The organism is Roseofilum reptotaenium CS-1145 (assembly GCF_028330985.1).
Taxonomy (GTDB): Bacteria; Cyanobacteriota; Cyanobacteriia; order Cyanobacteriales; family Desertifilaceae; genus Roseofilum; species Roseofilum reptotaenium.
Genome location: NZ_JAQMUE010000070.1, coordinates 14,548 through 35,808, shown reverse-complemented (window position 1 = coordinate 35,808; position 21,261 = coordinate 14,548). Strand labels below are relative to the sequence as shown.

The window sequence follows — 21,261 nt, the reverse complement described above, 5'->3', positions numbered from 1 at the left end:
GATAATATGCATATGGTAAGCCACACAAGGAAACAGAATAATGAATGACAATGTGACAACCACCAGCGGTAAATGTCCGGTAGTACACGGGGGGATGACAACAACTAGCGTGGCCAACGTAGAATGGTGGCCCAAGGCACTCAACCTCGATATTTTGAGTCAGCACGATCGCAAAACCAATCCGATGGGGGCAGACTTTAACTATCGGGAAGAAGTGAAGAAACTTGACGTAGCTGCGCTCAAACAAGATCTATATGCCCTGATGACCGATAGCCAGGACTGGTGGCCAGCAGACTGGGGACACTATGGTGGGCTGATGATTCGCATGACCTGGCACGCAGCCGGTACCTATCGTATTGCCGATGGTCGCGGTGGTGCAGGTACCGGTAATCAGCGATTTGCCCCCCTCAACTCCTGGCCGGATAACACTAACCTGGACAAGGCACGTCGTCTGCTTTGGCCCATCAAGAAGAAGTATGGTAACCAGCTCAGTTGGGCAGATCTAATTGCTTACGCAGGCACCATCGCCTATGAATCCATGGGGCTAAAAACCTTCGGCTTTGCCTTTGGACGCGAAGATATCTGGCATCCAGAAAAAGATATCTACTGGGGTGCAGAAAAGGAATGGCTCGCCCCCAGCAACAATCCCCAGAGTCGCTATTCCGGCGATCGCGATCTTGCAAATCCCCTGGCTGCCGTGATGATGGGACTGATCTATGTCAACCCTGAAGGCGTAGACGGCAATCCCGATCCTCTCAAAACCGCCCATGATGTGCGCGTGACCTTTGGTCGCATGGCCATGAACGACGAGGAAACTGTCGCCCTTACTGCTGGGGGGCACACGGTAGGCAAATGCCACGGTAACGGTGATGCTGCCTCGCTTGGCGGAGAACCCGAAGCCGCCGATATCGCAGAACAAGGCTTGGGTTGGGTCAACAAGACCAATGGTGGTATGGGTCGCAACGCCGTAACCAGTGGCATTGAAGGAGCCTGGACGACCTATCCTACCCAGTGGGATAACGGCTATTTCCAGATGCTCCTCAATTATGATTGGGAACTGAAGAAAAGTCCGGCAGGTGCGTGGCAGTGGGAACCCATCAACACCAAGGAAGAAGACAAACCCGTTGATGTCGAAGACCCCACCATTCGCCGCAACCTAGTCATGACTGATGCTGATATGGCCATGAAGATGGACCCTGAATATCGGCAGATTTCTGAACGGTTTTACCGCGACCCCGAATACTTCTCTGAAGTCTTTGCACGGGCATGGTTCAAACTGACCCACCGCGATCTGGGGCCAAAAACTCGTTACATCGGCCCTGATGTGCCGCAAGACGACTTAATCTGGCAAGATCCGATTCCTGCCGGAAACACTGACTACGATGTTCAGACAGTCAAAGACAGAATTGCCGCCAGTGGTCTGAGCATTAGCGAAATGGTCTCTACTGCCTGGGATAGCGCCCGAACCTTTCGGGGATCGGACAAGCGCGGGGGGGCTAACGGAGCAAGGATTCGTCTGGCCCCGCAGAAGGATTGGGAAGGCAATGAACCGGTGCGTTTGGCTAAAGTGCTGGCTGTCCTGGAACGCATCGCGGCCGATACGGGTGCCAGTGTTGCCGATGTCATCGTCCTCGCCGGTAACATGGGTATCGAACAGGCGGCTAAAGCGGCTAGTTTTGAGGTTACGGTTCCCTTCTCCCCAGGTCGTGGCGACGCAACTGACGAGATGACGGATACCGAATCGTTTGCGGTGCTAGAACCTCTCCATGACGGTTACCGTAACTGGCTCAAGGAGGACTACGCCGTTAGCGCCGAAGAGTTGATGCTCGATCGCACCCAACTGTTGGGTTTAACTGCTCCTGAGATGGTAGTCTTGGTTGGCGGTCTGCGCGTACTGGGAACCAACTATGGGGGTACTAAGCACGGTGTGTTCACGGATCGCGAAGGCGTATTAACCAACGACTTTTTCGCGAACCTAACGGACATGAACTACCTGTGGAAACCGGTTGGTCAGAACCTGTATGAAATCTGCGATCGCAAAACTGACCAGGTGAAATGGACAGCGACACGAGTGGATCTGGTCTTCGGCTCCAACTCAATCCTTCGTTCCTATACCGAAGTTTATGCCCAGGATGACAACAAAGCCAAGTTCGTGCAAGACTTCGTGGCAGCTTGGACAAAGGTCATGAATGCTGACCGCTTTGAATTAGCCTAACTCTCAGGATGCCTTCCCACGCTGTTTATGTAAATATCGTCAGTTTTGGATAAGCTGAAACCCTTATTTCTGTTCTTGGCTGTACTTCCCATTCGTTCATCAAATCAGCCGCAAAATGCCCTTAACCAAAACTGACGTTATCTAATGATCGCAACTTGATATGGCTTTTTAATGGTTAATTTGCAAGGATTTAATCCGATCGCGCAATTGAGCTGCTTTTTCAAACTCTAAGTTCTGGGCAGCGTGTTTCATCTCGGTTTCCAATTGCACAATCAGTTCTGGAATCTCTTCTAACGGGACTGCATCTTGAGCAACTTGACCGGGGTCTACCCCCTGGGCATTGAGGCGACGAGAGATGTCTAGAAACGCCAGGATGCTGTTGTCGGCAGATTTTTTGATCGGTTTGGGGGTAATGCCATGGAGTCGATTGTGGGCCATTTGAATGCCGCGACGACGTTCGGTTTCGGCGATCGCCTTTTCCATACTGTCTGTCAGGCGATCGGCGTATAAAATTGCTTGTCCATTTACGTGACGCGCCGCCCGACCGATGGTTTGAATCAGGGAACGATAGGCCCGTAGAAAGCCTTCTTTATCGGCATCCAAAATAGCGACTAGGGACACTTCCGGTAAATCCAAACCTTCTCGCAATAAATTCACCCCAATTAAAACATCAAATTTCCCTTCCCGTAAGTCTTGTAAAATTTCAATCCGCTCAATGGCTTGAATCTCGGAATGCAGATAGCGCACCTCAATAGAGCGCTCTTGTAAATAGGTGGTTAAATCCTCTGCCATCCGTTTGGTTAACGTAGTCACTAACACCCGTTCTTTGCGCTTAACTCGTGCTTTAATTTCACCAAGCAAATCATCAATTTGTCCTTCTATGGGACGAACTAAAACTTCTGGATCAATTACTCCTGTAGGGCGAATAATCTGCTCAATAATTCGGTCTTCCGATAGGTCTAATTCCCAATCTCCGGGAGTGGCGGAAACAAAGACACATTGATTGATTTTTTGCCAGAACTCTTCCGCTTTCAGGGGGCGATTATCAGCGGCACTAGGGAGACGAAAACCATGATCGATTAATACCATTTTTCGCGCGCGATCGCCGTTATACATCGCTCTGATTTGGGGCACGGTGACATGGGATTCGTCAATCACCAAGAGCCAATCTTCTGGGAAATAATCGACTAAACACTCTGGGGGTTCTCCTGGTTGCCGATTGGCTAAATAGCGGGAATAGTTTTCCACTCCATTACAATAGCCGACTTCTTGTAATAACTCCACATCATAACGGGTGCGCTGATCTAAGCGTTGGGCTTCCACTACTTTCCCAGCGGTTTCTAAGTGTTGAACGCGCTCTTTTAATTCCACCCTAATGTGTTCGCAAGCGATGTCAACTTGCTCCTTGGGGGTGACAAAGTGACGAGCGGGATAAATACTCAGACTATTGCACGATTCCAAGGCATTTCCGGTAGTCGGATCGATATAGTAGATGCGATCGATTTCATCGCCGAAAAACTCAACCCGAATTATTCGGTCTTCATAGGCTGGGGCAATTTCTAAAATATCGCCTTTCACCCGAAAATTTCCGCGACTTAGTTGGGTATCATTGCGGGTATATTGAATTGTGGCGAGTTCCCGTAACAGTTGCCGTTGATCGATTTCTTGTCCAATTTCTAGGGGAATGGCTGCTTTGAGGTATTCGGTTGGCATTCCCAAACCATAAATACAGCTAATAGAAGCGACAACAATTACATATCGATGCTCAAATAAAGAGCGGGTTGCCGAATGGCGGAGCATGTCAATTTCTTCATTGATGGCGGCGCTTTTTTCAATGTAGGTATCGCTTAAGGGAAGATAGGCTTCCGGTTGATAATAATCGTAATAACTGATAAAATATTCCACACGATTGTGGGGAAAAAACTGACGCAATTCATGGCAAAGTTGGGCCGCTAGGGTTTTGTTATGGGCTAAAACCAACGTCGGTTTGCCGACTTTAGCGATCGCCTGAGCAATGGTATAGGTTTTTCCCGTTCCCGTAGCTCCCAAAAGGGTTTGATAGCGATGTCGGCCGTTTAGGGTTTGGGTTAATTGGGCGATCGCCTGGGGTTGATCTCCCGTTGGCTCAAAAGGTGCATCTAGCTCAAATCCGTCCATTTAATGATACCGATTAAGAAACCAAAACAACCAGCTTAATCTATGATTACATTTATTTACAGATTTTTGTGTTTTTGCACAGTCTTTCGTAAACTAGAAAGAGTTTAAACTTTTTTTAAAGTTTCTTACGTCTATCATTTGCCCCTATATAGACAAACCTCTGTGAGCGGTAAAAAGGCAATGGGTTATGAGCGATAAAACCAATAACGGTACAACGACCAGCAGCAGTGCAACTCCAGACCAATCCCCCGAACCGGCTTCATCTAGTGCCGCTGAGACTCCCAAACCTGTGACATCTCAAGATAAGGAAAAAACTCCGATGACTCAACCCCTGAAACTTGGCTCTAAGCCAGAAGCAACAGCTACCATTAGCGAGCAAGCGACTCGTTTGTCACCTTTACCCGGAAACCGTCCGGTGGGGACAACCGATCTGAAAATTAGTAATGCTCTCCAAGTGGGGCCCCTTCCGGGGAATCGACCCATTGAAGCGAGTCATCTGCAAGTGAACAGTACCCTATCCTCTGCTGGTACTCGTCCCGTCATCTCCAGTGGACTGAAGATTAAGGAAACCTTCGCCACATCTGGGAATCGTCCCGTATCTACCACGGATTTAAAAATTAGCCAAACCATCACGGTCATGGGAAATCGCCCGGTTGCAGATAATAATATCGATGGGCCCGATTTAATGGGATATCTTGACTAAACATTTCCGCATAACCAGCCATCTGTTAGTCTAAAAGCACAAACCTGAGTCAGTTGTACTGCCCAGGTTTTTTTGTGTATAGCGCTTTGCGCTGATAATGGTTAATGAGAACGGCTTAAGCAAAATGAATCAGATATTCTCCATAGTTGGGAACCCAGCTCATCCATTCACCTGGCGAAACTTCACGTAAAGCCTCCGATACGTTTTTCCTCCCCGTCGCTAAAGCGACGGGGAGGAAAAACGAACGGCGAGTTTAGTCGCCTGCATTCACCTAGGTGAATTATAATATAGCCATGAAACAAACGTTGACGATAGTTTGCCAGCTTAACCCCACGCCAGAACAAGCTCAAAAGCTTGATAAAACTCTGGTGGCGTTTGCTGATGCTTGCAACTACGTCAATGAAACTGTAAACCCCCAAATCAAGAATAAGAACCGGATTCAGGCAGAGACCTATAAAGAAATCCGCAGTCAATTTGGCTTGTCGGCGAATTTGGCTGTAAGGGTTTGTGCAAGGGTGGCTGCCAACCGTAAGGTAGGCAAGCCAGTGAAGAGTTTCAAGTCCACATCAGCGGACTATGACGCTCGTATCTTTAGCTATCGAGAAAAAGACCAATCTGCCAGCCTGACAACAGTGGATGGCAGATTGGTTATGCCAATGGTTCTCGGTAACTACCAGATCGGTAAACTGAAGGGACATACCCCTACGTCAGCCACGCTTTGCAAACACCGGGATGGACTGTTCTACCTGCACGTCCAGGTCAAGGACGAAACCCCTGAGCCGATCAATGATTCGGGGGTTAAAGGCGTTGACCTGGGGCGTACAGACTTAGCGATTAGCTCAGAGGGGGAGAGGTTTTCAGGGAATGAGATAAAAGCGAAGCGAGATAGGTTTGCTCTTCGTCGAGCTTCTATCCAACGGAAAGGCACAAAGAGCAGTAAGCGACTGCTGAAACGGCTATTTGGCAGAGAGAAGCGTTATCAGACATGGGTAAACCACAACATTAGTAAACGGATTGTTGAGTGTGCATACTCAGCGAATCAAGCGATTGCGCTGGAAGACTTGACCGGGATTCGGGAGCGTACCAACCAGCAGCGTAGAAGCAAAACTGAGCGTAGGCGTTCCAATAGTTGGGCATTCTATCAACTCAGGATGTTTATCGACTACAAAGCAGCGGCTAAAGGTGTCCCCGTTGTTCTGGTGAATCCTGCGTACACCAGCCAGACTTGTCATCGATGCCTGCACATCCACCCCGAAAAAGGAAAGTCTTACCGTTCTGGCAAGACTTTCAAGTGTGGGTATTGCGGATGGAAAGGTGACGCTGATTTGAATGGAGCCAACAATATCAAACGTCTTGGAGGTGTTGTAACCCGCCTCGAAAGCGCCAGCCTGCTGTCTTGCTCTCTGCTAGACAGAGTAACAGGTTAGGGCTAGAAAGCCCCGTCGCTTTAGCCCGGGGATTGGTTACATAATAATAGGGCTTCATCTGCGGCCCAATGGCTGGGGCGTTCTGTTAGCATAATCCAGGAACCGGACTGGAGGGGACTCGAAAAGGAAGTAAAACCGGATTGAGTGGCGATCGCCTTTGGCGATTGAGGTAAGATAGACATCTTTCAAACTCCTAACCTCAAGGTAGAGGCACTTGCTTATCCTCTAACCATAAATCATTTTTCCAAACTGTATCCCAAAATACAAAAAAAGTCATCAAATCGTAACTCTTACCCCATTCAGCTCTTCATAAATCTCAAAACTTACTCATTTGTTTTTGAGTAGGTCGTGCGATCGCACAAGCTGACCCGAGTAGCCTCTGAGTCAGTCGTACTGTCCCGGTTTTTTCGCTGGGAATAGGGAATTATAAGCGTCTCGATCTTCATTAAAACTTCATATGGCTCTATGTAATGATCGATGAATATGAAGAGTATGTAAACTCTTGTTTTTCCAGAATTTTCCCGGTAGAAGTTCTCAAAAGACCGGTCTACCATAGAATGAGGAGGAAAGCGATCGCTTCCTTTGACTTTCGTCCAACTCCCAAGGCAATTCCTGAACCCAGTGTTGTGGCTCCTTTAGATTTGCCAGGGACGGGAAAGTTCATGATGAATAGAAGAGGCAGTCAGTCCGACTCTAGTCCGATCTCAATGCAGAAATACGGATATTTGATTTCGATTATCCGCAGAAACGCAGAAATAGATACGGAGTCCAAAATAGTGGATCTTTTCCTAAACTGGAGATGCTGACGATAAATTCCGTAAAAATCAGCAATTCTTTGCCCATAGTCCCCAGAAAACAAGAATTTCAGCCTTTCAAGGTATCCGTAAACTACGGAAAATCAACCTCAAAATCATAAAAAAATGCTCTAACATGAAGAGTCAGTAAAATGTGGTTTTTTCTGTGGACACTCCTCTATTGCTTGCCTATCATAGGAATATCAGGAGGCAAGGACAGCACAATGATCTGCTGATGCCAACTGTTAAGTTCTAGGAGTTATATAATAATGAAATCTGCTATCTCTACCTTAATTGGTTCTACACTACTGGCTACTACGTTCGTTGGTTTCTCTGCTGTTGATGCTCACGCGATCGACTGTAATGACTCAACCGTTACCGTGGCAGGAATCTCCTTCAGTGCTTGCGAAGAAGGTTCAGGTAATGATACCGGAGCTAGGTCAACTCTAATTGGAGATCTCAATGGTGGCTTATTCTCCGATTTAACCACCAACTGGTCAGAGGCTGGTAAGTCTGATGATGGTAACGATGCTGTCACAGCAGCTAACGGTTCGACGAGTGGTGCTTGGAGTGTTGATGGTGACTTACTAGACTTCGGAGCGGATGGAACCACAACCTTTGCCTTGAGCCTCAAAGCTTCTAACAAATACAGTGTTTTCCTGTTTGAGAATATTAGCCAAAGCCTTTTGGATGCAGATGGTTTCCTCTCTGGAACATTTACAACTAATGGTGTATCCACGAATGGACGAGGCAATGCACAAGCGCTCTCCCATTCCACCTTATGGGCATTCGGCAGTGGGGAAGAATCATACAATCCTCCGGCTGATGTTCCTGAACCTAGTGCTGCTGCTGCTTTAGGTTTGCTAGCTGCTGGACTGTTCGGTATGAAGAGAAGAGCCAGTAAATAACATTCTGGGGTAGTTGAGTTCTTAAAAGATTTCTCCTGATTAACAATAGATGCGTTGAGTGCTTTCAGTAAAATTTGTAGATCGGATGAGGGGGTGAGATTCACCCCCTATTTTTTAGCCCTTGGGAATGGGGAATAGGGGAGGTTTTTCTACTGCCGACTGCCTACTGCCGATTAAAAGAGGTTGGCTTCTGTGGTTGCAGGAATGGTTTTCCGCCAGGCTTGAATGCCTCCTTCTAGACTTACGGTTTCAATACCGGCTTGTTCTAGGATCTGTTGGGCGATACCGGAGCGAACTCCAGAGAAGCAATAGAGGATAACTAGACGATCGCCGGCTAATTGACGAATTTTTTCAATCGCTTCTCCTGATTCAATTTCTGCTAGGGGAATTAAAGGACTCTCTGCAATGCGATCTCGGGCGTATTCTTGAGGAGTTCGCACATCAATAAATAGGGCTTGTTCGGCTAAAGTTCCGGGCTGGTCAGCCGCGAGTTGTCTGACTTGAGTCACACTAATTTCGGCGATCGCTTCTTGGCTATTACCCGGAAGAGCGCAACCGGCGATCGCAGCACTTAAATATAAACTCGATAGAACTAAAATCCAGCGTTTCGTTTGCATAAGAGATATAGCGCTTCGCGCTAGGGAATAGGGAATAGGGAATAGGGTTGTGGTATATGATTGTTTCGATCTTCTATAACATCACAAAGCGCTGTCATCGATCAGCTCGATCTCCACTATAACGCTGTCAATTGCAGAAACCTAGCACCTATTACCCATTACCAGCGTGTAGCGTCCTTTAAAAAAAATAGTGCAGACTGCAATCAAGTAGCCTGCACATCAGTTTGGAACACGACTTAGCATCAAAGGAGCAGAGATCCTCAAAGCCTTACTATCTCTGAGGAGTCGAGCGCTATATAAAAACTCAACTCACCCTAGGTTCAAGCAACTCATAAAGATTCGTCTCAAGGATAGGCAAACCCGAAGGTCAGACCAAACAGGACAATGATTACTCTGATGTTTCTACTATGACTGACGTTAGGGAGATGAGGGGGTTTTGTGTAAGCAAGATTCACAGAAGCGATAATTTTCACCCATTGCTCTGTGATGTGGTGTTTCCATACACAATTATCCTCAGTGGCAGTTCTGACGATATTAATAAACAATAGAAGAAGATTCGGGTTCTCTTAGAGCCATCGTCTCATCCCCGATGTGTTGTTTCTTTGTGTAATCTGATGAACCAGATTCAGTTTATCCAATCCTTTGCTAATCTTACCCCTAGGCGACAAGAAGTGCTGCTGAAAGTGTTAGCCGGTGAAGAAGATACGGCGATCGCCGAACAGCTTTATATTCAACCGGTGACGGTACGCAAGCATATCCAACATATCTGTGATGCGTTTTTGGGAGATGTCGATCCGCAAGAAGCGGGATATTCCCGTCGTGGGGAATTAGTTGCCCTGATCGCTAAATATCGTCCAGAGTTAATTGGGGAAGCGCTGAAAACCAATCGGGAACCCCAACCCCAAAAACATCATATCCTGCTCAGTTACTATCAAAGTCCCACCGATCCGCCTTTAAGCCTGATTTCCCAACTCTACGAAACCCTGAGAAACTCCGGTTATACGGTGACTTTAGCCGATAATTGCCTGCGGATGGCTAAAAATGGCTTGCAACAAATTTACCGAGAATTGAATACCTGTGAAGAGGTTTTACTATTGCTTTCGCCTCTTTCTGCGGTGAGTGAAATGATTACCGAAGAGGTGCGAATTGTCAAGTCTTTACAAGAGTCTCGTCAACAAGGACTTCCCCATATTATTCCGTTAGAAATCAAGAATTCATTTAGCTTGCTCAACCACGACTTGCGGGGATATTTACAGGATTTACCGAGGTTAAGATGGCGATCGCCAGATGATACCCCCAAGTTAATTAAAACCCTATTGCAACTGTTGGCTGAGGGCGATCGTCAGCAGATGAACGAACTCTCTCCCCCAGAGCAACCCACCCATCAATCCTATGCTATCTTACCCAAATCTCCGCCCCAACCCATTGCTGAACCGGAGATACCCAGGGGACAAGTAGAGCTGGCTTCCGCATTTTATATCGAACGGCCCAGAATTGAAACGCGATGTTATGAGGCGATCGAAAAACCCGGAGCCTTAATTCGCATCAAAGCACCTCGACAAATGGGCAAAACGTCCCTTATGGCTCGAATCTTACACCATGCCTGCACCGTTGACTATGCCACCGTTCCCCTCAGTTTTCAACTTGCCGACAGCAAAGTCTTCACCGATCTTGAACTGTTCCTCAAATGGTTTTGTGCCAATATTAGCCTGCAAATCAACCTCCCGGTTAACTTTGAAGAGCATTGGAACAGCATTTTTGGAGCCAAAGTGGCCTGCAAATCCTACTTTGAGAACTATATTCTTCCCTACTGCGAATCTCCCCTAGTTTTAGGATTAGATGAAGTCGATGTGGTTTTCTCTTTTCCTGACATTGCCTCAGACTTTTTTAGCCTCCTGCGAGCCTGGCATGAAGAAGGGAAAAACCGAGAGATTTGGAAACAACTACGCTTAGTCGTTGTCCATTCTACAGAAGTCTATGTTCCCATGAGTATTAACCAATCCCCCTTTAATGTCGGCTTACCCATTGAACTCCCCGAATTTCCTCCTGAGAAAATTCTCGAACTCGCTCATCGTCATGGCTTAGATTGGACAATTTCAGAAGTCAATCAACTCATGTCTATGGTAGGAGGACACCCCTATTTAGTCCGGTTAGCACTCTACCATATTGCTCGCCACGAAATAACCTTAAAAACAGTTTTAGAAACAGCGGCTACTGATGCAGGCTTATATAGCGATCATTTAAGGCGACACTTATGGAATTTACATCACCATTCTGTTCTAAAAGAAGCCCTCAAAAAAGTAGTAACTAGTCCCCAAGAAATGCAACTCGAATCCATCCAAGCATTTAAGTTACACAGCATGGGGTTAATCCATTTACAAGGTCACAATGTCATCCCTAGATGTAATTTATATCGTCAATATTTTCGAGTCCAGCTCTCTTGATTTTTTTTCAGTGTGGTGCGTTTATCTAGGGGAGTCATGAATAACACATTTACAAAAATGTATGAATATCAATTTGGTGGTAGCTTACCCCTGAATTCTCCAACTTATGTGGTTCGTCAAGCCGATGCTGATTTATTTCGCGGGGTTCTAGCCGGAGAATTTTGCTATGTTCTCAACTCCCGGCAAATGGGAAAATCCTCTTTACGAGTCCGCACCATTGAGCTACTCAGAAACCGGGGAATTGTTTGTGGGGTAGTCGATTTAACTGCTATTTTTAGTTGCAATATCACCACGGAAGAATGGTATGCTGCCTTTGCTTATTCCGTGTTAAGTAGCTTTAATTTAGTCGATAAAGTAAATTTACTCAGATGGTGGCGCGATCGCCTCTCTTTTCCTCCTGTCGAGCGGCTGCGTCTATTGTTAACTGAAGTCATTTTATGTCATATCCCCCATAATATCGTCATTTTTGTCGATGAAATTGATAGTGTTTTGGGCTTAAAATTCCCAATTGATGAATTCTTTGGCTTAATTCGATCTTGCTATCAAAATCGAAAACAAAATCCAGACTATCACCGCCTAACTTGGGTTTTGCTGGGTGTTGCCAGTCCATCAGAACTCACTTTTCAACCTGAAATCAGTCCTTTTGATATGGGTCTAGAAATTCAGCTCACTGGATTTCAATTTCAAGATTGTTTAGGGTTGGCAGAAGGGTTGGTTATGAAAGCAAGAGACCCGAAAACGGTTCTCAAATCCATTTTAGATTGGACAGGAGGTAAGCCATTTTTAACTCAAAAATTATGCCATTTAGTCGCCAATGGGGATGACTTTATTTCTCTCAATCAAGAATGGAAAACAGTGCATCAGTTGGTGTATAGAAAAATTCTTCACAATTGGGAAGCTCAAGATGAACCAGAACACCTCAGATCTATTCGCGATCGTCTCCTTGAAAGTCCTAATCGAAAGTCTTTATTAGAGCTATATTGGCAAATTTTAAAACAAGGTGAAATTCCATCAGAAGAGAATCCACAGCAAACTGAACTACGGTTGAGTGGTTTAGCGATAAAATTACCATTTGGTCATCACTATGCCCGTCCTATCCTCAGAGTTTATAACCAAATTTATGCCGATACTTTTAACTTTAGATGGCTGGAGAGTTGTCTAGGCTATAGTCCGGATAAATCCGTTAAATCATTGACCAAGAAATGTTTGTCAGATGAACAAACTCTTTACGATCATCTTCTGTATTGGGTACAGGAAGAACCTCCGGCTGTGATGATTCAAAGAGTTCATAAATTGTTGATTGAAGTTATTGGATATCCAGATATTGAAATCAGTGCGGTTATTCGACGGCTAGTTATTCAAGTTCCTGAACAACATCAGTTTAACAAAATCTTGAATCGCTGTTTTTATATTTTAATCAATCACTGGCAAATGCGCGCTGCATCAAAAATTGCCATTGTTGGATTAATTGCCCTGTTCAATAAGCAAAGAGAAACTCAATATTCTTATTCTTCTCCTTTGCCTAGATATGTTGACCAACTCAAAAAGATGGTCGATCAGTTTTGCAAAAGTCATGAATACAAAATGATCAACAAGCTTTTTGTTGAGCCGATCATTCATGCAACTGTTAAAGAGTTTGAGGAAACTGAAGATTATCAATTTCTGCGTATTTTAATTGAAAACAAATCAGATTCCAAATCAAAAATATCGCCCATTTTAACTTCTCCACTCAAAACCCAAATTCATCGATATCCTTATCTCTATCGCTATTCTTTCGTGTCTTCTAGTAGCTCAAGAGAACACCAACAACTGTTGCAAGAAATTCAAGCAGAACGGCAATGGGAATTTGAACTTAGTCTATCCCAATATGCCAAATATTTAATCAAAAAAACATCAGGTTTAGCCAGTCAAAAACCTTTTGCTAATCCTACTCTACTCAGTGACCATGATTTATATTTAGCGATTAAACAGTTTACAGGAAAAGTGGAAGGGAATTCTAGTTATAAAGATTTAGCGAGAGCCTTCCTGGAACACACAGAACAAGTTGAATCTTATCAAGAATTTAAGGATGATTTTTATCAGTATATCATTACCGCAATTGATGCTGATTTTCGGTCTCAGCAGTTTGATTTTAAGTTAAGAAGACAACTCAAAAGCTTGTTACCTGAACAAGACAATGAAGGCTTTAATTCACTCTTACTCAATCAAACTTGCGAGAGATTATTGAAGTTTTTGATTGAGAGTCCCAACGATCCAAGTCACTATATTTTTATTAATTTAATTGCGAGCTTAGGGGAACTCAAGACTAGCGCTTTGTTGCTGAAAATTGTTTTAATTTCTGGACAAAGCCAATCTGATTTGGGACGACAATTGTTTCAGTGGTTCAATTATTATGAGTCTAAGCCTCTGGATCAAATTCAATGGTTTGTTAATTTCCTGGAAAATATCAATATCGCGTTGGTGATTAATAATGAAACCCTCGATGTCCCCTCTATTCAAAACTATCTCAAATAGCTTGATTTAAGATTTGCTAAAAAAGTGAGCTGTGCAGGCTAGGCATATAGAGTGGGGGAAATTCGCAAGATAGCTGCCTCTGCATCTATCGGATGGAGCGTTATGGGAACTTTTCTGAGCCAGTGTCCGACTATACCCTTTTGTAAGTGGTGACTCCAGGAGGATTGGATTTAACCCCGTTTCTGTTTGGGGAAGCGGTTTGCCTCTTCTGAACTTGATCGGTGGAGTTTTAAGTTAAATGTCAAGTTTTGTCAAAGAATGCAACATTTCAGCAAGTCTGCCGATGAGTTTGGCACAGTAGAGAAAGGAAGGGATATAACGGCTCAATCCTGACTCACCTGCCATCTAGGTGGACTGTCATTGTAAATCTCACCATCTTAACCGTTTAGATAACCATGAAGTTTAACTATTACACCTTTTGGCTTCCCCTATGGGCTTATCTTCAGCAACCCTTGTTTAACCCAGAGTCTCCCATGATCTGGAGTCCCCAGCAATTTTGGTATCGCTATCAATTAATCCTTCTGGAGCGATGCTGGGACAGGAGTCATCAGGAGGGACATCCCCAGGCTTGAAAGGACTCTTAGCGATGAAGGATAACAGAACAGCGATCGCTTGAATGGTAAACTGACAGGCGATCGCTATCCTTGTGGTGAGATATGCTAAAACGATATACTCCATTGATCTGGGTTGGTATGGCGCTTCCCCTTGACGCGTCCCTTGGGAAATTGGCTCTTTGCTTTACCGGTCTTATTGATCTTTTTTGTTCTCGCTACCCATAACGAGCAAATTATTGCAGCGGAAGTGCGCGGTGTGGATTCCATCGATGCCGGAGGAACTCGAATAGGAGTGCGCTTTGAAACCAAACCGGGAGTCTATCGCTATGTAATTCGAGAATATCTTCGTCGAGTCAAAAAAGCCTTTGATCGGCAGGGTTTAGAATTGGGGATGCCGCAACAAGGAATGACCTATCGCCGAGAATTAGAGAGCAAGGATGCTATGGATTCTTCTATTTTATGGAAATCGCAAAATGATCTAGAATGTGAAGGAGGATAATATAAGAAAAATATCAAGATTTTAATCATAGCTTATGAAAATGAACGGCGAACAATTAATTGCTCAACAGAGAGAATTTTTCCGGTCTGGACAAACCAGAGAGTTGAAATTTAGAAAATCTCAGCTTAAAAAGCTAAGGTCGGTAATTGAGGAAAATAAATCCAAAATCTTGGCTGGATTGAAGGAGGATTTAAATAAACCTAAATTAGAGGGTTATTATGAATTTAGCCCGATCGCCGAAATTGATTATGCCTTAAAGCACTTAAACCAATGGGTAAAACCGAAACGCACCTTCACTCCCTTCGTGATGTGGCCTTCTGTCGGAGAAATTTATCCGGAACCCTTGGGCGTAGTGCTGATTATCTCTGCTTGGAATTATCCGTTTAATTTAGCGATAGCGCCCCTTGTGGGAGCAATAGCAGCGGGAAATTGTGCTGTAGTTAAGCCTTCGGAAATTGCTCCCAAGACTTCCAACATTTTAGCAGAAATTATTACTGAAAATTTCGATCCCAACTCTATTGCTGTACTCGAAGGAAACGCCGAAGTTAGTCAAGAACTCTTAGCCCAGAAGTTCGATCATATTTTATTTACGGGTAGTGCCAGAGTGGGGAAAATAGTCATGGAAGCGGCGGCGAAATACTTAACGCCCGTGACGTTAGAGTTGGGAGGAAAAAACCCCTGTATTGTCGATCGAGATTGTGATTTGACTTGTACTGCTAGGCGAATTATTTGGGGTAAATTTTTCAATGCAGGGCAAATTTGTATTGCTCCAGATTATGTGCTGGTGAATCGAAAGGTGAAAGCAGATCTGATTCAAGCGATGCTGACTGAAGTTAAAGCTTTCTATGGTGAAAACCCGGAAGAAAGTCCAGATTATGCCCGCATTGTGAATGACAAACAGTTTAACTATCTCCAGAGATTACTGCAAGAAGGGAATATTCTGTGTGGGGGGAAAACGAATCCCAAAACTCGCTATATTGCTCCCACTTTAATTGATGGAATAACCTGGGATTCCTTGGTAATGCAAGAGGAGATTTTTGGGCCCATTTTACCGATTTTAGACTATGGTGAGATTGAGGAGGCGATCGCCGAAATCAATCAACGTCCCAAACCCCTCGCTCTCTATCTCTTCTCCAAACGCTCCCGAGTTCAGCGCCAAGTGCTACAACAGGTTTCATCGGGAACTGTCGCTCTCAACGATACAGTTTTACAGTTCAACATTCCCCAACTGCCGTTCGGAGGAGTTGGACAAAGTGGCATGGGCCGCTATCATGGATTGGCCAGCTTTCAAACCTTTAGCCATTACAAAAGTGTCTTAAGACGCTGGTTTTGGCTGGATCTCAACTTGCGATATCCCCCCTATGGCAACAAGCTCCAACTGTTGAAAAGACTCCTGAGATATTAACCGCATCATGACTGTGCCTGAACCTACCTCTTACCACGATAATCTGTGCGATCGCCTGTTTATTGCCCTTTTTACCCGCAAAATGGCTGCTGTGGTGGGTAAAGGTAGCTCAAAAACAGGCTATGAAGGCTTTGTTGATGTATCCCAGAAAATCATGCAGGGACGCAATTCCTTAGAACAACAACAATTGGTGAAAAAGGTCTTAAATTCCCTGATTCCTGCTCCCATTTTAACCATTATCCGGACATTGACCTCCCCTACCCAATGGGTGTGTGAAGCCAATGCCTGGTTTGCAACGCTCCTATTTGAATGGTTAGTTGGTCCGTGTGAAACGAAGACGGTAGAAATAAAGAATGAAAATCAAACGGTTCGGCAACAAAAAAGCGCAGTTCAGATTAAAAAGTGCCGCTATTTAGAACAAAGCGGATGTGTGGGAATGTGCATTAATATGTGCAAACTCCCGACTCAAGACTTTTTTACCCAGCAATTTGGCATTCCCTTAACCATGACTCCCAACTTTGAAGATTTCAGTTGTGAAATGGTATTTGGACAATATCCCCAACCTTTAGAACAAGAAGCCGCCTTTGAGCAATCTTGCTTAAAAGATCATTGTGCGATCGCCTCCGTGAAGCCTGAACCCTGTCCTCGCGTGCGCGACTAACAGGATAACTCTATCCAACATTATCTAGCTCATTCTGCTGTATCCAACCTTCAATCGCCCCAACCAGAATTGCACCTCCAGGAAACTGCTTTAGTGTCTCCATCAATCCCACCTTGAAGGCATTGATAGTCCGTTGCTTCAATGTTGGATTACTCTCAATTACTTTAATGACCTCTGTTACCACTGTCATCTGTTCCATTGTTGTCGAAACCGGATGCGATGCTGACAATTGTTTGAGCAAATCCTGAATCTCTCTGGTAGCCTCCACCAGCTCCTTATCTTGGCCATAATTTATATTTATCTGCTCCCCCTGTTTTGCGGCATCCCCAACAACAGTGATTTCAGGCGTGTTAATATTAGTTTCCCAGTCATCACGACCAATACCAATAGTGCGCTCTCCACTCATAGTAATACCTCCTTGATAACGTTCATTATAGTTTTGCTTAAGCTTCCGAGTATTGGGATGGTCTTCTCCCAGCTTGGCCATGAAAATCTCCAATGCTTCCATATACATTAGTTGAGCATCTGCATACTTACCTTGGGAATAGTACAAATTGGCCAGATTATTCAGAATCACGGCCACAAATGGATGAGCTGAACCAAGTTTTTCTCTAGATATTTGCAAAGCCTCTAAATACAGAGATTCAGCCTCCGAGTTTCTTCCTTGGTTTAAGTACAAATTGGCCAAGTTACTCTTACTCATAGCACTATAGAGATGATTCGAGCCAAGCATCTCATTGTACATCTGCAACGCTTCTAAATAGAGAGCTTCAGCTTTTGATAATCTCTTTTGGTCTAAATACAAGTTTCCCAAATTATTCAGACTAATAGCGATATAGGGATGAGCCGAGCCAAACAAATTCTTATGCATCTGTAAAGCGTCTAAATACAGAGGCTCGGCTTGTTCATATTTCCCTTGATAACGGTACAAATTGGCCAGATTACTCTTGGTTGCAGCCACATTAGAATGATCTGAGCCAAATGTTTCCTGCCATATCTGTAAAGCATCCATTAGAAGAGGTTCGGCTTCTGAATATCTTCCCTGAAACTCATACAGTGCTGCCAGGTTATTTAGACTCATAGCAACAGACGGATGAACTGAACCGAGCAACTCCTTTCTCATTTGCAAAGCTTTTAAATAGAGAGGTTCGGCTTCTGAATATTTCCCTTGGGAACGATATAGTTCTGCTAGGTTATTCAGGCTTGTAGCCACATTTGGATCGGCCGAACCAAGACGATATTCGATAATATCTAAACATTGCTCAAACCAATACCCTGCTTGGCCATACTGCCCCTGTCCCAGATAAAATCTCGCTAAACCGACAAGCACCCAAGGCAACTCATCATCAGTTAAATCATCAGTTAACTGCTCTGCTATCTCCACTAGATGAGGTATGGCAGGCTCAACTTCCATAATCTGCTGGCGAGTTGGTGTTTGGGGAATTGTCCTTGCTATCTCCACCATCACCCCAAAAATCTCTCGCTTCATCTCCTCTACCTGGCTAGACTCCACCAACTTCCCTCGAAAAAACTCTCGAATCAAGGGATGTAGCTGATAGTTCCCTTCTTCTACGGGTTGTAGCAAGCTCAACCTCTCCAGACTTTCTCTCGAGTCCTCTAACTTTTTCTCATCTACTTCTGAATAAATCCTTTCTATCCATGACCAAGTTATCGGTGCTAGAGCAAACAAACTCAGCAACCGCCCCAACTCTTTCTCTTCCTCTCCTAACTCCCGCCAACTCAACTCAAACGCTGCTTTTACCCATCGCTCGGCAGTCATGCCAACTTCAGCCCGTTTTAAAGCTTGCACTTCTAGCCCCTCTTTTTGTAACTGTTGCTGCATGTTCGCTAAAGATAAATCCTGTTTGTGCGCCAAATGACGAGCCAACAACTCTAACGCCAAGGGTAAATAACCTACCTCCACACACAACGCCTTTGCTGCCTCCAACTCCTGGTAAATCCGTTCCCGTCCTACAAGCGATCCCAATAACTGTAATGCTGCTTCTTCCTCCAACCCTGCCAACTCCAATTGTCGAAATAACTGTCCTAAGGATTGGTTGCGAGTGGTAATCAACACCTTAAACTGCTCTTTTGCTGGAGGAAGAACCGGCCGAATGGTCTCATAGTCTTGTACATCGTCAAAGATTACCAACACCTCACCTTCAGCTTTCCCGTGCCGCCAACAGTAACGAATCCGCTCTTCCAAATGCCAATACTCTGGAGGATTCAAGCCTAGTTTCGAGCTGGCAAAACCCAGAAACTGCATCCCAACATCTACACCACGTGCGTTCAACCAGCACACACCTCCTGGATAAGCTCCCTTAAGGTAAAAGCCATGAGCATATTGCAAGGCCAGCTCTGTCTTCCCAATTCCCCCCATCCCCGTCAAAACAGTAATTCCCATCAGTTCTCCACTCTGGAACTGCTCGTGTAACCACTCCATTTCCCGATCGCGTCCCACAAACTGCCCAGCTCCCATCCGAGGCAGATTGTGCGGAACCAACACCAGACTAGCAATAATTCGATAGCTAGTACGAATCGTTGCCTCCAAGATGATCGCCGACTGAAATCTCAATACATCCTTACGCCAACTCCAAAAATCAGGCGCTCTAAGGCTCAGTTCTTTAAGTAATGGATTGGTTAACCACAAGATAATCGGGTAAGGATACTCTCGTAAGGCTTCCCGCGTCCACTGCAAGTAACCAAAAAAGATGTCCTTCTCCGAACGTTCCGCTCCTAATCTATCCGCTAACAGCGCATCAGTTCCCGTAACCGTAATTACCGCTCTACCCTCTGACTGTAAGTACAGCTCATCTTCATTCAGCGCCTGAGCAATTGCCTCTCGTAAACTCGGTTCTTTTCTCGACAGTTGAACTCGATAAGGGTGAATTCTAGGCTGAAGTTCTGCCTCATATCGTTCAATAATCTCATCTCGAAAATACGGGTCATCACAGACTGCAAGCAGTAAGCTTAATACCTGATCGCTGGCTTCTACTGCCACTATCAGATCGTCATATACTTCCTCATTTTTCTCAGTCCAATAAAAGGAGTTAGCTATGGGCATCGATCTGTCCTTTGATTTGCAACAAATCGGTCACAATTGGATGGACATCGTACCAAACTTCGTCATTTCTGTATTCTAATATATCCAGTCCATGAAGTAAATCTAGGAATGCTTCTTCTTTAGGATCGTCGGGTAGAAAATTATCGTAAGTTTTTTTGAGAATTTCATACTCTTGTTTACCTAAAGTGATTTCAAAATCTTGTCGCAATTTTTTAATGGCTTCACCTAATACAACTGAATCCACTTTCAATTCCTCTTGTTCAGGATTACGTCGAATTTGCCGCAAACAAATTCGGCAGCATTGGTTGCACAAACGCATCAACTCCCGCACCACTCCTCCACTATAAATCACCATTTTCTTGGCGATATCTGGCTCTAAAATTTCTTCAGGAATACGTTTGTGCAACATTTCACACAAATTGGCAATAGCCGGTTCTTGATAAGTTGGAGTGTCTTTACGACGCTCTTCTTTGGCGATAAGCTTTGAGACTGGCATCACAACAATTTGATCGTCAGCCTCTGTTCGCAAAGTTGCCGATAATGAAATATCCCGTAAAGAAGAGATCGGGATGGTATAAATAATATTAAATCCTGGTAAAAATAAAGCTTTTATATGCTCTTGAAAAGTACCTCTAACAACTGCCAGATCTAGTTTGTCTAAGTCATCAATGATTACTATAATTTCTTTTTGGCTGGATTTTTGAATACTGGCTGCAATTTCATTTAACTTTTGAATTAATTCAGTAATATTACGTTCAAATGTCCGCTTTAGTTCATTTCGTATGTATGCTTCGGTTTTTAATCTTCCGGTAATTAGATTCAGTAAAGCAAATCCTACGGAAATTTGTGCATTTATAGGAGTTTCAACTCTAGTTTCCGTCCGCTCTGCAAACCACTTATAAAATTCGTCCTTTACAGATTTTGGGATATTAACTCTCTCTTTCTCTGCGGTCAGCATTAAATTGACAGCGATCGCAAATAAGATATTGATATGATTAATGTCAGACATCTCAATTGTCTCAGCAATTGAAAAAAATGTCACAAAGTAGCGATCGCTAATTCTTCGTCCAAATTCTGCTAACAGTGTTGATTTACCACAACCCCGATGCCCGGAGAAGACAATCTTGGCATCCCGCGATCCATTGTCCTCTACTAATTGCACTAACTCTTCTAATGAATTGCTCCCATACTCAACCCAAAACTCCTCTAATTCCGAAGATTCACGTAAAGGAGTTAAATCTGTATTTTGGTAAGATTTTTGAAATATCTTTAATAGAGAATCATCAGACATACTGGAAT

General features: G+C 44.4%; 15 protein-coding genes. 9 read left to right on the top strand and 6 right to left on the bottom strand.

From position 1 onward, the window contains the following. Positions 1 to 52: 52 nt before the first annotated feature. A complete protein-coding gene (gene katG / locus PN466_RS11485; protein ID WP_390889992.1) occupies positions 53 to 2,215 on the top strand; it encodes a catalase/peroxidase HPI in 2,163 nt (720 codons plus the stop codon). 168 nt (positions 2,216 to 2,383) lie between these two features. On the opposite strand, the gene uvrB is transcribed toward katG, so the two are convergent. Beyond that, positions 2,384 to 4,372 carry an excinuclease ABC subunit UvrB gene (uvrB, locus tag PN466_RS11480; protein ID WP_271939772.1) on the bottom strand — a complete coding sequence of 663 codons (1,989 nt, stop codon included), beginning with the start codon at positions 4,370 to 4,372 and terminating at the stop codon, positions 2,384 to 2,386. Between the two features lie 187 nt (positions 4,373 to 4,559). On the opposite strand from uvrB, the gene PN466_RS11475 reads away from it, so the two are divergent. Then, on the top strand, positions 4,560 to 5,075 hold the full coding sequence (locus PN466_RS11475) for a hypothetical protein (RefSeq protein ID WP_271939771.1): 516 nt from the start codon (positions 4,560 to 4,562) through the stop codon (positions 5,073 to 5,075). A 293-nt stretch (positions 5,076 to 5,368) separates the two neighbouring features. Further along, on the top strand, positions 5,369 to 6,502 hold the full coding sequence (locus PN466_RS11470; RefSeq protein ID WP_271939770.1) for an RNA-guided endonuclease InsQ/TnpB family protein: 1,134 nt from the start codon (positions 5,369 to 5,371) through the stop codon (positions 6,500 to 6,502). A gap of 20 nt (positions 6,503 to 6,522) precedes the next feature. Here PN466_RS11470 and PN466_RS11465 read toward each other — a convergent pair whose 3' ends face one another. Continuing rightward, entirely contained in the window at positions 6,523 to 6,684 is a 162-nt protein-coding gene (locus PN466_RS11465) for a hypothetical protein (RefSeq protein WP_271939769.1), read from the bottom strand. A gap of 881 nt (positions 6,685 to 7,565) precedes the next feature. Between PN466_RS11465 and PN466_RS11460 the strand changes: the two genes are divergently transcribed. Further along, positions 7,566 to 8,204 (top strand): PEP-CTERM sorting domain-containing protein, encoded by a 639-nt coding sequence (locus PN466_RS11460; protein ID WP_271939768.1) that lies wholly within the window; start codon positions 7,566 to 7,568, stop codon positions 8,202 to 8,204. 173 nt (positions 8,205 to 8,377) lie between these two features. Here the strand turns inward: PN466_RS11460 and PN466_RS11455 are convergent, their stop codons facing one another. Continuing rightward, complete coding sequence (locus PN466_RS11455; RefSeq protein WP_271939767.1) at positions 8,378 to 8,821, bottom strand: rhodanese-like domain-containing protein; 444 nt, start codon at positions 8,819 to 8,821, stop codon at positions 8,378 to 8,380. Between the two features lie 614 nt (positions 8,822 to 9,435). On the opposite strand from PN466_RS11455, the gene PN466_RS11450 reads away from it, so the two are divergent. Together PN466_RS11450 and PN466_RS11445 are read left to right on the top strand one after the other, a co-directional pair. Next, positions 9,436 to 11,265: an AAA-like domain-containing protein gene (locus PN466_RS11450; protein ID WP_271939766.1), complete on the top strand. Its 1,830-nt coding sequence runs from the start codon at positions 9,436 to 9,438 to the stop codon at positions 11,263 to 11,265. Positions 11,266 to 11,301: 36 nt separating this feature from the next. After that, entirely contained in the window at positions 11,302 to 13,779 is a 2,478-nt protein-coding gene (locus PN466_RS11445) for an AAA-like domain-containing protein (protein WP_271939765.1), read from the top strand. Between the two features lie 456 nt (positions 13,780 to 14,235). Here the strand turns inward: PN466_RS11445 and PN466_RS11440 are convergent, their stop codons facing one another. Then, complete coding sequence (locus tag PN466_RS11440) at positions 14,236 to 14,457, bottom strand: hypothetical protein (protein ID WP_271939764.1); 222 nt, start codon at positions 14,455 to 14,457, stop codon at positions 14,236 to 14,238. 27 nt (positions 14,458 to 14,484) lie between these two features. Between PN466_RS11440 and PN466_RS11435 the strand changes: the two genes are divergently transcribed. From PN466_RS11435 to PN466_RS11425, 3 genes are read left to right on the top strand one after another with little or no spacing between them, the layout of a single operon-like run. Next, positions 14,485 to 14,832: a mechanosensitive ion channel family protein gene (locus tag PN466_RS11435; protein WP_271939763.1), complete on the top strand. Its 348-nt coding sequence runs from the start codon at positions 14,485 to 14,487 to the stop codon at positions 14,830 to 14,832. Positions 14,833 to 14,872: 40 nt separating this feature from the next. Further along, positions 14,873 to 16,237, top strand: a complete 1,365-nt coding sequence (locus tag PN466_RS11430; RefSeq protein WP_313898585.1) for an aldehyde dehydrogenase — start codon at positions 14,873 to 14,875, stop codon at positions 16,235 to 16,237. Positions 16,238 to 16,244: 7 nt separating this feature from the next. Continuing rightward, positions 16,245 to 16,898, top strand: a complete 654-nt coding sequence (locus PN466_RS11425; RefSeq protein ID WP_271939761.1) for a DUF4033 domain-containing protein — start codon at positions 16,245 to 16,247, stop codon at positions 16,896 to 16,898. 10 nt (positions 16,899 to 16,908) lie between these two features. On the opposite strand, the gene PN466_RS11420 is transcribed toward PN466_RS11425, so the two are convergent. Further along, complete coding sequence (locus PN466_RS11420) at positions 16,909 to 19,962, bottom strand: tetratricopeptide repeat protein (RefSeq protein WP_271939760.1); 3,054 nt, start codon at positions 19,960 to 19,962, stop codon at positions 16,909 to 16,911. Continuing rightward, entirely contained in the window at positions 19,949 to 21,253 is a 1,305-nt protein-coding gene (locus tag PN466_RS11415; protein WP_271939759.1) for a P-loop NTPase fold protein, read from the bottom strand. Before PN466_RS11415 ends, PN466_RS11420 begins: the two co-directional genes overlap by 14 nt. Positions 21,254 to 21,261: the final 8 nt, after the last annotated feature.

Bases quoted from the DNA above. Each gene is read 5' to 3' on its own strand.
- uvrB (WP_271939772.1), bottom strand. From the start codon at position 4,372: ATGGACGGATTTGAGCTAGATGCACCTTTTGAGCCAACGGGAGATCAA.
- PN466_RS11475 (WP_271939771.1), top strand. From the start codon at position 4,560: ATGAGCGATAAAACCAATAACGGTACAACGACCAGCAGCAGTGCAACT.
- PN466_RS11470 (WP_271939770.1), top strand. From the start codon at position 5,369: ATGAAACAAACGTTGACGATAGTTTGCCAGCTTAACCCCACGCCAGAA.
- PN466_RS11465 (WP_271939769.1), bottom strand. From the start codon at position 6,684: ATGTCTATCTTACCTCAATCGCCAAAGGCGATCGCCACTCAATCCGGT.
- PN466_RS11460 (WP_271939768.1), top strand. From the start codon at position 7,566: ATGAAATCTGCTATCTCTACCTTAATTGGTTCTACACTACTGGCTACT.
- PN466_RS11455 (WP_271939767.1), bottom strand. From the start codon at position 8,821: ATGCAAACGAAACGCTGGATTTTAGTTCTATCGAGTTTATATTTAAGT.
- PN466_RS11450 (WP_271939766.1), top strand. From the start codon at position 9,436: ATGAACCAGATTCAGTTTATCCAATCCTTTGCTAATCTTACCCCTAGG.
- PN466_RS11445 (WP_271939765.1), top strand. From the start codon at position 11,302: ATGAATAACACATTTACAAAAATGTATGAATATCAATTTGGTGGTAGC.
- PN466_RS11440 (WP_271939764.1), bottom strand. From the start codon at position 14,457: ATGGAGTATATCGTTTTAGCATATCTCACCACAAGGATAGCGATCGCC.
- PN466_RS11430 (WP_313898585.1), top strand. From the start codon at position 14,873: ATGAACGGCGAACAATTAATTGCTCAACAGAGAGAATTTTTCCGGTCT.
- PN466_RS11425 (WP_271939761.1), top strand. From the start codon at position 16,245: ATGACTGTGCCTGAACCTACCTCTTACCACGATAATCTGTGCGATCGC.
- PN466_RS11420 (WP_271939760.1), bottom strand. From the start codon at position 19,962: ATGCCCATAGCTAACTCCTTTTATTGGACTGAGAAAAATGAGGAAGTA.
- PN466_RS11415 (WP_271939759.1), bottom strand. From the start codon at position 21,253: ATGTCTGATGATTCTCTATTAAAGATATTTCAAAAATCTTACCAAAAT.